Raw genomic sequence first — 11,922 nt, 5'->3', positions numbered from 1 at the left:
GACAATGGGAGAAAACGCCGTTTTCTCTGTCATTTTGACTCAAGGGAACGCAAAATCACTTCGATACATTCAAAGTTTTCAAGAACCGATGGGCAGTCAGATGAAATTTGATGAAACGCGGCTGGACCGTATCCGTGATTGGATGCAGCGCTATGTCGACGAAGAAAAATACGCGGGTAGTTCATTGTTGGTTCTGCATCGTGGATCTGAGGTGTTCTTCCACTCGGCGGGCCTCAGAAGTGTTGAAAACAAACTGCCATTTGAACGCGATACGATCGCCCGCATCTACTCGATGACAAAACCTGTGACATCAGTCGCCCTTATGATGCTGGCCGAGCGTGGCTTGTTTCACTTGGACGCGCAGGTATCTGATTTTATTCCTGAATTAAAAAATGCACGCGCCCTGATCAAAGGCGCGTCGCGGATAGATCAGACTGAGGCATCTACACCTCCGACGCTGCATCAAATCCTGACCCACACAAGCGGCTTCAGCTATCCTTTCAATCCCGGAGTGCTGCCTGCGGCTATGGATGATCAGGACATGATCTTCGGACCAAGGCAGGGGCTTTTGAAGGACCGCGTCATCGATCTTGCAAAGTTGCCACTGGCGTTTCAACCCGGAACCCGCTGGGAATACTCCGTTGGAATTGACGTATTGGGCCGCGTTATCGAAGTCGTTTCCGGCCAGACACTCGACCAGTTCTTCCGCACACAGATATTTGAACCGTTGGGGATTCAGGAAACAGACTTTTCGGTGTCTGTCGGGGCAGAGGAACGGTTTGCGTCCCTTTACACGCCGCTGAGCGGGGACGCGATGGCGCTGAACTCGGCCGAGAAGGGTGCCCAAACCCTGCGCTTGGTGGATCACCTCGGAAAATCTCCTTTCGAGCATGCAACGACCTTTTCAGGCGGTGGAGGGCTGGTGGGAACGATCGACGACTACGCCAAGTTTGCCGAAATGCTTCGCAATCGAGGGCAGGGCAACGGTCACCGCTTACTGGGGCCAAAGACCGTCGATTACATGATGCAAAACCACTTGCCCGGAGACATTGCATCCATGGGACCGCAGAGTTTTGCCGAACAACCAATGGAAGGGACGGGTTTCGGTCTTGGTGGAGCGGTCGTGTTGAACCCCGGCAGGACGCGCACTCCGGGGTCCATCGGAGATTTCAGTTGGGGTGGTATGGCCTCGACTTTCTTTTGGATTGATCGGGTAAACGACCTGACCGTCGTATTTTTCACCCAACTGACACCTTCCAGTTCTTACCCATCGCGTTCCGAATTGAAGGCTCTTGTTCATGGGGCAATGATTGAATGACCCGGACTGTGCTGATAGGCCCCTTCCAACACACAGCCGGAGACACCGCATGACTGAGGCAGAACGCATCCTTCTTGACCTTTTGAACGTCGAAAGGCTTGAAGTTGACCTGTATCGCGGTGTCGGTTCAGGCGGTGAAACCCCCACGAGAATTTTTGGCGGGCAGGTGGTCGCTCAGGCACTTGCGGCTGCGTACCGTACCGTTGACGTCAGGTTGTGCCACTCTTTGCACGCGTATTTTATTCGACCCGGCGATCCATCTATTCCCGTTATTTATCAAGTTGATAGAGCACGGGATGGAGGTTCCTTTACGACCCGGCGTGTTGTCGCGATACAGCATGGAAAACAAATACTGAACATGTCCGCTTCGTTTCATGTGATGGATGAAGGCTGGGATCATCAGCACGCTATGCCAAGCCTCGAAAAGCCCGAGCAATATCCTTCGCGAGACGAGCTGCGCGACAGGTATCTTGACGAAGTCCCAGCCAAACTGCACGGCGAACTGAAACGAGAACGACCAATAGAAGTTCGCGAAGCCAGTCATTTACACCCGTTGACACCCGAACAATCAGATGACCGCAATCAAATCTGGTTTCGCATGAATGCCGCATCACAAGTCGATGAAGTCACACAACAATTGCTTTTGACATATGCCTCTGACATGTACTTGCTAAGCTCTGGCTTGCGTCCACACGGGCTGAGCTGGTTCTCGGGGGATGTCAACGGCGCGAGCCTGGATCATGCGCTATGGTTTCATGCTCCGGTACGTTTTGAGAAATGGCATATGTACGCGATGGATGCACCCTGGACCGGACGAGGGCGCAACTTTAACCGTGGCTCGATATACTCGGAAGACGGAACTCTGGTCGCATCGGTCGCCCAGGAAGGGTTGATGCGGAAAACGCAGAAATCCGGTTAAGTTCCTTCGATAAACTTCTGATTTAACACACGCATCCCACCTAGCCAGCGCTCGTAGTCGCCAGCTTTGACCTGCATGTAGTTCAGAACTTCGGGATGCGGAAGGATCAAAAACTGTTCCGCTTGAATTGCTTTGACGCACGCTTCGGCGACGTCTTCCGGTTCAAGCATTCCGTCGATCGAAGCGACGGACTCTTCGTGTCCGCGCGTCATTTCCGAGCGAACTGCCTGCGGACATAGTACGGATACACACAGCCCCTTGTGGCCGTACGTCAAAGAAAGCCACTCTGCGAACCCAACGGCCGCGTGCTTAGTCACCCCATAGGGCGCGGCACCCGGCTGATTTAATAACCCCGCAGCCGAAGCCGTTGTCAGAAAATAACCGCCACCGCGCGCAATCATGCGAGGCACAAGATGACGCGCCGCCCAAACATGGGACATGACATTTATTTTCCAGATCCGGTCCCATTCTTCGTCAGGCACATCCAGACCGCCAAGCGTAAGGATGCCGGCATTCGCGCAGAACAAATCAATAGAACCGATATTCTTTTCAACGTCTTCGATCAGGTTCTTCACATCGTCTTCAAGCGAAACATCGCAACGAAACGAGTATCCGCCGATTGATTGGGCTATGGCGTCTGCACCGGCTTGATCAATGTCCGCGCAAACTACAGTCGCGTTTTCACGAGCAAAGCGTTCTGCAAGACTTTTGCCGATGCCTCCAGCGGCGCCAGTGACAACTATCGTTTTTCCGCGCAGTTCCATTTTTCACCTCGGCATTGTGTTCAGGAAGTAATCCTAAAGCACTGGTCAAACGTGAAAAGCTAAAGTTAGCCAATCACGTTTTTTACCATAATACCGGTTACACGACTTATTGATGGGATCAGTAAAACGCCTGTAATCCTGTCTGAGCCCGCCCCAGGATCAACGCATGCACGTCATGCGTGCCTTCATAGGTGTTCACAGTTTCAAGATTGACCATGTGCCGGATCACTTGGAATTCCAGCGAGATACCGTTGCCGCCGTGCATGTCTCGGGCCATGCGCGCGATTTCAAGCGCCTTGCCGCAATTGTTGCGTTTGACAATCGAGATCATCTCGGGCGCGGCTTCGGCCTGATCCATCAGACGGCCAACGCGCAAACTTCCTTGCAAGCCCAAAGCAATCTCGGTCTGCATATCAGCCAGCTTGCGCTGGAACAGTTGAGTTTGCGCCAAAGGCTTGTTGAACTGTTTCCGATCCAGCCCGTATTGACGTGCTCCGTGCCAGCACGCTTCGGCCGCGCCCATGGCACCCCAGCTAATCCCGTACCGAGCGCGGTTCAGACACCCAAACGGGCCTTTCAAACCTTGAACATGAGGGAGCAACGCGCCCTCGCCCACCTCGACACCATCCAAAACGATCTCGCCAGTGATCGACGCACGCAAACTCATCTTGTTTTGGATTTTCGGAGCGCTCAGTCCCTTGAGACCTTTGTCCAGAACGAACCCACGAATTTTACCATCGTGCGCATCGGACTTGGCCCAGATCACGAAGACATCCGCAATCGGAGAGTTCGAGATCCACATTTTGCTGCCAGTCAGCCGATAGCCGCCGTCAATCTTCTCGGCTCGGGTTTTCATGCCCGCCGGATCAGAACCAGCGTCCGGTTCGGTCAACCCGAAACAACCAATCCATTCTCCGCTGGCAAGCTTGGGCAGATATTTCCGGCGCTGTTCTTCGCTGCCATATGCATAGATCGGGTACATGACCAACGAGCTTTGGACCGACATCATCGACCGATAACCGGAATCCACGCGCTCGACCTCGCGGGCGACCAAACCATACGACACGTATCCGCCGCCCAATCCACCGTATTCTTCGGGGATAGTGGTTCCCAAAAGACCCATTTCACCCATTTCCCGAAAGATTTCAGGATCGGTTTCTTCGTTTTGAAACGCGTCTGTAACCCTTGGTTGAAGCTTTTCTTGTGCGTATGCCTGTGCACTTGCCGCGATCATACGCTCGTCTTCTGTCAACTGATCAGATAGGCGGAACGGATCGTCCCAAGCGAATTGACCCAAGTCCGGAGCATCTTTGGCACGCAGGGTCGGCTTTGTATCAGGGGCGTTCATGGTCTGTCTCCGCTCAATTTTCTTGGGCGCAAACTAACCTGTCGGTCGCTGAAATGACAGTAAGAGATTCGCAATATGTTATGAGTTCAACTCATACGTTTATGAGTGCACCCCCTGCCTTGACGTCATCCCAGGGCGTAGCCTGCTCCTCGCACCGTGCGAACGGGATCTTTGCCGCCATGTTGCGTCAAAGCCTTCCGTAAACGGCCGATATGCACATCAACCGTACGGGTATCGACATAGATATCGCGCCCCCAGACACGGTCCAGCAGTTGTTCACGGCTCCAGACACGACCCGGTTTTTCCATGAAAGTGCTTAACAGGCGGAATTCTGTTGGGCCCAGTTTCAACGGCATGTTGTCGCGGCTGACCTTGTGGGTCTCGGAATCCAGAATGATGTCGTCGTATTCCAGCCGCAACCCCACCGTCGCGGGGCGTACCCGACGCAGCTGAGTTCTGACCCTGGCCATCAACTCGACAACCGAATACGGCTTGACCACATAGTCATCCGCGCCCGTTTCCAGGCCGCGCACCTTATCGACCTCTTCCGAGCGTGCGGACAGCATAATGATCGGAATTGACCGCGTGTCCGGACGGGATTTCAGCCTTCGACATACCTCTATCCCGCTGAGGTTCGGCATCATCCAATCCAGAACAATGATGTCCGGGTTATCCTCGTCGACCAACAGCATGGCCTCGTCACCACTGGCGGCCTTGGAAACCTTGAATCCTTCTGCCTCGAGGTTGTAGGCCAGCACTTCGCGCTGAGCCAGCTCATCCTCGACAACCAGCACGGTTGGTTGATCAGCGGACATGTCTCAAAACTCCTAAACGGATTGCGAAGTGATATCAGCCTTCGGCCGCGCCTCGGCCGGGCGTTCGCCGGTCACGAGGTAAACGACCTGCTCGGCGATTGCGGTCACATGGTCGCCCATTCTTTCAATGTTCTTGGCAATGAAATGCAGGTGCATACAGGATGAAATGTTGCGCGGATCTTCCGCCATAAAGGTCAGCAATTCGCGGAACAGGCCGTTATACATCTGGTCCACTTCTTCGTCGCGGTTGATGACGTCCGTAGCCAGTTCAGCGTCGCGCTGAATATAGGCATCCAGCGCGTCCCGCAGCATCAGTTCAACCTCACGCGCCATTCGGCGCAAAGCCGCAGCGCTGCCGTTGATCTCGCCCGCATTGGCTATGACAGTGGTCCGCTTTGCGATGTTCTTGGCATAGTCACCGATGCGCTCAAGGTTGCCAGACACCTTCAGGACTGACAGGACCAAACGCAGATCGCTGGCCGTGGGCGCGCGCAAGGCAATCAGGCGCGCGGTCTCTTCGTCGATCAGTTCTTCCAGAGCGTCGATGGCCTTGTCGCCCTGACGCACCTGTTGGGCCAGCTCCTCGTCCCGGGATTCCAGCGACCGTGCGGCGCCCAGGATGGCAGCTTCGACCAGCCCGCCCATTTTCATGATATGGGCCTGAATCGCTTCGAGATCGCGGTCGAAAGCGGATGCAATATGTTGTTCGGTCATGCTCTAATACCTGTCCTCAACCGATCCGGCCGGTGATGTAGCTTTCGGTGCGGGGATCTTCGGGGTTAGTGAAGATTTGCCCGGTCTCGCCAAACTCGACGAGGTTCCCAAGGTGGAAAAACGCTGTTTTCTGGCTGACCCGCGCGGCCTGCTGCATCGAGTGGGTCACGATCACCACCGAATAGCGCGAGCGCAGCTCATCAATCAGCTCCTCGACCTGCGCGGTTGCGATCGGGTCCAGGGCCGAGCATGGCTCATCCATCAGCAGAACTTCGGGTTCGGTCGCCACGGCGCGGGCGATGCACAAACGCTGTTGCTGACCACCGGAAAGGCCGGTGCCGGGGGCATCCAGACGGTCTTTGACCTCATCCCAAATCGCACCTCGACGCAGGGATTTCTCAACAATCTCATCCAGTTCCGCCTTGTTCTTGGCAAGGCCGTGGATACGCGGACCGTAGGCTACGTTGTCGTAGATCGATTTGGGGAACGGGTTCGGTTTTTGGAACACCATGCCCACCTTGGCGCGCAGTTGTACGGGATCGACGCGCTTATCATAGATATCCTCGCCATCCAGCAGGATATCGCCTTCGACCCGGCAGATGTCGATTGTGTCGTTCATCCGGTTCAGGCAGCGCAGGAACGTGGACTTGCCGCAACCCGACGGGCCGATGAATGCAGTCACGGTCTTTTCTTCGATCTCAACATTCACGTCTTTGATGGCGTGAGTGTCGCCGTAATAGACCTGAACCTTGTTCGCGGCGATCTTGATAGCTTTGGAGTCCACGGTTCTCTCCACTCGTGTCATATCGTTCATAATAAGCCCCTTACCAGCGGCGTTCAAAGCGGCGGCGCAGGATGACCGCGATGGTGTTCATTGTCACGAGGAAGATCAACAGGATGATGATCCCCCCCCAAGCACGTTCATAAAAGGCCGGGTCAGCGCGTTTGGACCATTCGTATATCTGCGCTGGCATGGCCGAGTTCGGCGATAGGAAGCCCGCCACCAGACCGTCGGGTGGGTTCGAGGCGACAAAGCCCACCATCCCGATCAGCAGCAGCGGCGCGGTTTCCCCCAGCGCCTGCGCCAGACCGATGATGGTTCCGGTCAGAATACCCGGCGCAGCCAGCGGCAGCACATGGTGGAACACCGCCTGCATTTTCGAGGCCCCTACCCCAAGTGCGGCATCCCGGATCGACGGCGGCACCGCCTTGAGCGACGCGCGCGTCGAGATGATGATCGTCGGCAGCGTCATCAGCGTCAGCACCAGACCCCCCACCAGCGGAGCCGAGGTCGGAAGATGCATATAGTTGATGAACACGGCCAGACCTAGAATACCGAACACGATGGACGGCACGGCGGCCAGGTTCGAGATGTTCACCTCAATGATATCCGTGAGACGATTCTGCGGTGCGAATTCCTCAAGATAGATCGAGGCAGCCACGCCAATCGGCAACGCCAGCGCCAGCACCACGAACATCATGAATAGAGAGCCTAGCATCGACACACCGATCCCCGCAGCTTCGGGCCGTTGGTCCGAGGCGTCCGCACCGAAGATAAAATCCGGGTTAAACGCTTTGTACAGCACGCCCGCGTCCCGCAGTTGATCGACGAAATCCAGTTGCGCGGTGGTGATGCTTTTGTCATTGGCGATGGACTCGCGGGTCACACGGCCCTTCATGTAGCCATCCACGCGGCTGTTAACCAGAAAGCGGAAGCTGATTGTTTTTCCAATCTCGTCGGGATTGGCGAGGACATAGCTCCGCAATTGGGCCTGCGCCGACTTGGACAGAATCTTGCCCATCTCTTTGGGCTTTAGGTCTGTCTGGATACCCAGCTCTTGCACTTCGGCCTCAATCGCCGAGGCGATCAGAGGGGCGTATCCAAAGGTCGAGACCTTTTTGATGTCTTCGATATTGCGGTTGCCCTTCTTGTCCAGCTTGTCTTCTTTCAGTTCGACATTCAGCTCAAGGAAGGTCTGCTGGAACGCGCCCGTACCGGCGGTCACGATGTTAGTAACTAAAACGATCAGCATCAGCACACCGATCCCGATGGCGGCAATCCCGTACAGCTTGAACCGTCCCTCAGCCGCATTGCGGCGTTTGGTGCGCGCGTCTTTCTCAAACAGCGAGCCGCCCTTGGGCTTCGCAGCAGGAGCAGCGCCTGGGGTTTGGGAAATATCGGTCATTCGTACTGCTCCCGGTATTTGCGCACGATATAAAGGGCGAAAATGTTCAGCCCCAGCGTAATGATGAACAGGGTCAGACCCAGCGCAAAGGCCACCAGCGTTTCAGGGCTGGCAAAATCGGTATCGCCGGTCAACTGGCTGACGATCCGCGTTGTGATGGTCGTCATCGCCTCGAACGGGTTACCCGAGAATTTGGCGATTGCGCCGGCGGCCATCACCACGATCATCGTTTCGCCAATGGCGCGGCTGGCGGCCAGCAGGATCGCACCGACGATCCCGGGCAGCGCGGCAGGCAGAACCACCTGACGCACGGTTTCGGATTTGGTGGCACCCAGCCCAAGCGAGCCATCGCGCATCGACTGCGGCACCGCGTTGATGATGTCGTCGGACAGGGACGAGACGAACGGGATCAGCATGATGCCCATCACCAAACCCGCCGTCAGCACCGCGTTCGAGCTGGCCATCCAGCCAACACCCAGCGCGCCCCCTTCGCCGAACATCGACACCAGCGCGGGGCCGACCGTCAACAGGGCAAACAGACCGTAAACGATGGTCGGGATACCGGCGAGGATCTCAAGCAGCGGTTTCGCCACCGCACGCGTCGCGCCCGAGGCGTATTCCGACAGGTAGATCGCGGCAAACAGGCCAATCGGTACCGCCACAAGCAGCGCGATCACCGAGATATACAGCGTTCCCCACAACAGCGGCAGGATCGACAGCTCGGACCCGCCACGGAAGTTCGGCGCCCATGTGCTGCCAAAGAAGAAGTCCTTCCACGAATGCAGTTGGAAGAAATTCAGCGTCTCAAAGAACATCGACAGAACGATGCCCACAGTCGTCAGAATGGCGATGGACGCAGCCAGCAACAGCAGCGCCAGAACACCCTGCTCCACCACGTTGCGGGCGCGGAATTCCTTGTGCGTCCGAATATAGGCGAAGGCCGCACCCAACAGCGCAACAGCAAGAACGATGATCTGCATGGCGACAGAACCGGCGGTTGTCATACTGCGGTACTTCTGCGCAGCGATCAGGATCGGCTGAGAGATATCTTGCGTCAAAACCTGCCCGGCGTACTTCAGGGTAGAGGTTAGTTCCTCAATATCCGTGTTCGCGTCCTGCGCTTGTGCCTCGGTCATTGCACCGGTCGCAACGGCGCCTTCCAGCCCGTCAGCGACGCGCCGCACCTCGCTCATGATGAGGCCGCGATCTGAACCCTCTGGGATTGCCTGTTCGGGGATGAGACCAGAAACCGTGCTGTTCACGATCATCGGCTGAGCCAGAAGCCAGATAATCAGGACACCCAAAGCGGGGACCAAAGCCGTCAGAGCGACATTGTAGCCGTAGTAAGAGGGCAGTGAATGAAGTTCGCGAGCGTCTCCGCCCGCACTTGCCAATGCACGGGAACGACCCGTGAAATATCCAATCACTGCCAGCGCAAGCAGGATAAGTAACAGCCAGGATAACGCCATGAAAACTCCGATGGTATCGCAAGGTGTGGAGTCAAAAAGAACCGGGGCGCGAATAATACGCCCCGGTTCCGTTCGTAAGATAGATTAGGAACCGCCGCCCAGAACGGTTTCGTTCGCGACAGTATCTTGCACTTTCGCCAGCTCAGGATCCGAGACCAGACCGTACTCGGCCAGCGGGCCGTCGGGTCCAGCGACCTCGTCTGCGACGAAGAACTCAGCATATTCCTTCAGGCCGGGGATCACGCCGATGTGCGCTTTCTTTACGTAGAAGAACAGCGGGCGCGAAACCGGATACTCGCCCGAAGCAATCGATTCAGTCGAGGGAACGATGCCGGACATGGTCGCGACCTGCAGCTTGTCGGTGTTGTTCTCGTAGAACGCCAGACCAAAGACGCCGATGCCGTCCTTGTTGCTGTCGATGCGGGCCAGAGTTTCGGTATAGTCGCCGTCGATGTCGACCGAAACACCATCGGTGCGCAGTGCGATACAGGCTTTTTCAGCGGCTTTCTTGTCATCGCCATTTGCGGCTTTGTAGACGTCGAAATCGCCCAGGTGCTCACAACCGGCGAGGATCACCTTGTCTTCAAACACTTCACGAGTGCCGTGCTTGGTGCCGGGGATGAAGGCTGCGATCGGCTGCGCAGGAAACGCGGGGTTCACGTCGGCCCAGGTTTTGTTCGGGTTGTCGACCAGTTGGCCATCAACAACGATCTGCGCGGACAGAGCCTTGTACCAGTCTTCCGGCGTGAACTCGAACGAGTTGCCGTTGATGTCAGATGCGAAAACGATGCCGTCATAACCGATCTGAACTTCGATGATGTCGGTTACACCGTTTTCGGCACAGGCCGCGATTTCTTTTTCACGGATGGCGCGCGATGCGTTTGCAACGTCGATGGTGTTTTCGCCAACACCTTCGCAGAAACGCTTGAGGCCAGCTGACGAGCCGCCCGATTCAACAACCGGTGTCGGGAAGTCAAAGTTCTCACCGAAGGCTTCAGCAACGATCGAGGCATAAGGCAGGACAGTTGACGAACCAGCAACCTGAACCTGATCACGAGCAGCAGCAGTTGTAGCCGAGACAGCAGCAATAGCCAGCGCAGAAGCCGACAGTTTTACAAAGGACATTTCAGTCTCCCTGAAAAGATAGATTTTGATCACCCCATGATGATCCTGCGCGCTTCCCTAAGTGCGTCGCGTAAGCCTTTTGTGACAGGTATGTAACGCTTTTATGACACCTTGCTTGGTTCGGAAGTGACGTAGCGGAAAATAACGCAGGCTTCAGAACCAAATTTTGCGGTCAGGATTTAGCAAACGGATTGGATTAACGCGGCAAAATCACTGTAAACACGGAACCTTTTCCAAGTTCACTTTCAACGCGCAGCCGTCCACGGTGGCGATTTACGATATGTTTCACAATCGCAAGACCCAGACCGGTTCCACCCAGTTCGCGCGATCTGTGACTATCGGCGCGATAGAATCGCTCAGTCAGGCGCGGCAGATGCGTCGCATCGATTCCCGGCCCTTTGTCGATGACCTGTACCCGCACAGCAGGGCCACGTATCGCGGTATCTCGCTCTGAGGACGTAATGCGCACTTCGACCACGCCACCGCTGCCGCCGTATTTGATGCCGTTTTCGATCAGGTTGGTAAACACCTGACGCAGTTGATCGCTGTCCCCCGGCAACGAAACTGGACCCTGAGACGCGGCGAGTGTCAATTCGACCCCGGCATCTTCGGCAAGCGGACGCAAAGAGTTCAGGATCGACTGCAACAACCCGGTCAACTCTAGCTGTTCTTTCGGGCGAATGCGCTCCTCGCTTTCAACCCGGTTCAGCGAAAGCAAGTCACCGACCAGCCTGTTCATGCGGTTGGCTTCATCGGTCATGATCTGCAAAAACCGCTCACGCGCGACGGCATCGTCGCGGGCAGGCCCCCGCAGCGTTTCAATGAACCCCATCAAGGCGGTCAGCGGGGTGCGCAGCTCGTGGCTGACATTGGCAACGAAATCGCGACGCATTTGTCCGGCCTGTTCCAGATGGGTGACGTCCTGAAAGATCGACAGCACCGCGCCGCCGGAAACAGCGCCGACACCCTTCATATACCGGCACTGAACCTCAAAAGTCGTGTCCTGAGCACCGTCGTTTGCCAGATGACGCGTTTTTGCCGGGCCTCTTGTTCGCAGGCTCTGCTCCATGGCTTCGATGACCTGAGGCTGCCTTAGAATGGTGGCGAAATGCCTGCCCTCTATACCTGGGCCAAGCAACGTCTTGGCGTCTGTATTGGCAGCGATAATGCGCTCTGTCTGATCAACCATCAAAGCCGGCATTGGAATGGCCGCGACAAATTCGATTAGTTGGTCATTGGACATGGAAACAATCCCTTGGCGGCG

At 56.1% G+C, this 11,922-nt stretch carries 11 protein-coding genes; 2 read left to right on the top strand and 9 right to left on the bottom strand.

Annotated elements, in window-relative coordinates:
• Positions 1–100: 100 nt before the first annotated feature.
• Positions 101–1,318 carry a serine hydrolase domain-containing protein gene (locus ACR0B7_RS15860; protein ID WP_170485418.1) on the top strand — a complete coding sequence of 406 codons (1,218 nt, stop codon included), beginning with the start codon at positions 101–103 and terminating at the stop codon, positions 1,316–1,318.
• A gap of 49 nt (positions 1,319–1,367) precedes the next feature.
• Positions 1,368–2,237, top strand: a complete 870-nt coding sequence (locus tag ACR0B7_RS15855) for an acyl-CoA thioesterase (protein WP_170571061.1) — start codon at positions 1,368–1,370, stop codon at positions 2,235–2,237.
• Here the strand turns inward: ACR0B7_RS15855 and ACR0B7_RS15850 are convergent.
• The 9 genes from ACR0B7_RS15850 to ACR0B7_RS15810 form a co-directional block, all read right to left on the bottom strand.
• Positions 2,234–3,001 (bottom strand): SDR family oxidoreductase, encoded by a 768-nt coding sequence (locus ACR0B7_RS15850; protein ID WP_170576875.1) that lies wholly within the window; start codon positions 2,999–3,001, stop codon positions 2,234–2,236. The genes ACR0B7_RS15855 and ACR0B7_RS15850 overlap by 4 nt on opposite strands.
• A gap of 118 nt (positions 3,002–3,119) precedes the next feature.
• Positions 3,120–4,349 (bottom strand): acyl-CoA dehydrogenase, encoded by a 1,230-nt coding sequence (locus tag ACR0B7_RS15845; protein WP_170389309.1) that lies wholly within the window; start codon positions 4,347–4,349, stop codon positions 3,120–3,122.
• 125 nt (positions 4,350–4,474) lie between these two features.
• Positions 4,475–5,164: a phosphate regulon transcriptional regulator PhoB gene (gene phoB / locus ACR0B7_RS15840; protein ID WP_170389308.1), complete on the bottom strand. Its 690-nt coding sequence runs from the start codon at positions 5,162–5,164 to the stop codon at positions 4,475–4,477.
• Between the two features lie 12 nt (positions 5,165–5,176).
• Positions 5,177–5,878 carry a phosphate signaling complex protein PhoU gene (gene phoU / locus ACR0B7_RS15835; RefSeq protein WP_170389307.1) on the bottom strand — a complete coding sequence of 234 codons (702 nt, stop codon included), beginning with the start codon at positions 5,876–5,878 and terminating at the stop codon, positions 5,177–5,179.
• 16 nt (positions 5,879–5,894) lie between these two features.
• On the bottom strand, positions 5,895–6,692 hold the full coding sequence (gene pstB, locus ACR0B7_RS15830; protein ID WP_170389306.1) for a phosphate ABC transporter ATP-binding protein PstB: 798 nt from the start codon (positions 6,690–6,692) through the stop codon (positions 5,895–5,897).
• 10 nt (positions 6,693–6,702) lie between these two features.
• The gene (gene pstA, locus ACR0B7_RS15825) at positions 6,703–8,064 is read right to left on the bottom strand and encodes a phosphate ABC transporter permease PstA (protein WP_170485407.1); all 1,362 of its coding nucleotides are present in this window, start codon (positions 8,062–8,064) and stop codon (positions 6,703–6,705) included.
• A complete protein-coding gene (gene pstC, locus ACR0B7_RS15820; protein WP_170485405.1) occupies positions 8,061–9,533 on the bottom strand; it encodes a phosphate ABC transporter permease subunit PstC in 1,473 nt (490 codons plus the stop codon). Before pstC ends, pstA begins: the two co-directional genes overlap by 4 nt.
• An 84-nt stretch (positions 9,534–9,617) precedes the next feature.
• Positions 9,618–10,658 carry a substrate-binding domain-containing protein gene (locus ACR0B7_RS15815; protein WP_170389303.1) on the bottom strand — a complete coding sequence of 347 codons (1,041 nt, stop codon included), beginning with the start codon at positions 10,656–10,658 and terminating at the stop codon, positions 9,618–9,620.
• Positions 10,659–10,854: 196 nt separating this feature from the next.
• The gene (locus ACR0B7_RS15810) at positions 10,855–11,901 is read right to left on the bottom strand and encodes an ATP-binding protein (protein WP_170571042.1); all 1,047 of its coding nucleotides are present in this window, start codon (positions 11,899–11,901) and stop codon (positions 10,855–10,857) included.
• Positions 11,902–11,922: the final 21 nt, after the last annotated feature.

The organism is Ruegeria sp. BB6, from assembly GCF_056539385.1.
This window is presented reverse-complemented; position numbering and strand designations above follow the sequence as displayed.

Excerpts from the sequence above, each read along its gene's own strand:
- ACR0B7_RS15860 (WP_170485418.1), top strand. The coding sequence starts at position 101 with ATGAAATTTGATGAAACGCGGCTGGACCGTATCCGTGATTGGATGCAG.
- ACR0B7_RS15855 (WP_170571061.1), top strand. The coding sequence starts at position 1,368 with ATGACTGAGGCAGAACGCATCCTTCTTGACCTTTTGAACGTCGAAAGG.
- ACR0B7_RS15850 (WP_170576875.1), bottom strand. The coding sequence starts at position 3,001 with ATGGAACTGCGCGGAAAAACGATAGTTGTCACTGGCGCCGCTGGAGGC.
- ACR0B7_RS15845 (WP_170389309.1), bottom strand. The coding sequence starts at position 4,349 with ATGAACGCCCCTGATACAAAGCCGACCCTGCGTGCCAAAGATGCTCCG.
- phoB (WP_170389308.1), bottom strand. The coding sequence starts at position 5,164 with ATGTCCGCTGATCAACCAACCGTGCTGGTTGTCGAGGATGAGCTGGCT.
- phoU (WP_170389307.1), bottom strand. The coding sequence starts at position 5,878 with ATGACCGAACAACATATTGCATCCGCTTTCGACCGCGATCTCGAAGCG.
- pstB (WP_170389306.1), bottom strand. The coding sequence starts at position 6,692 with ATGAACGATATGACACGAGTGGAGAGAACCGTGGACTCCAAAGCTATC.
- pstA (WP_170485407.1), bottom strand. The coding sequence starts at position 8,064 with ATGACCGATATTTCCCAAACCCCAGGCGCTGCTCCTGCTGCGAAGCCC.
- pstC (WP_170485405.1), bottom strand. The coding sequence starts at position 9,533 with ATGGCGTTATCCTGGCTGTTACTTATCCTGCTTGCGCTGGCAGTGATT.
- ACR0B7_RS15815 (WP_170389303.1), bottom strand. The coding sequence starts at position 10,658 with ATGTCCTTTGTAAAACTGTCGGCTTCTGCGCTGGCTATTGCTGCTGTC.
- ACR0B7_RS15810 (WP_170571042.1), bottom strand. The coding sequence starts at position 11,901 with ATGTCCAATGACCAACTAATCGAATTTGTCGCGGCCATTCCAATGCCG.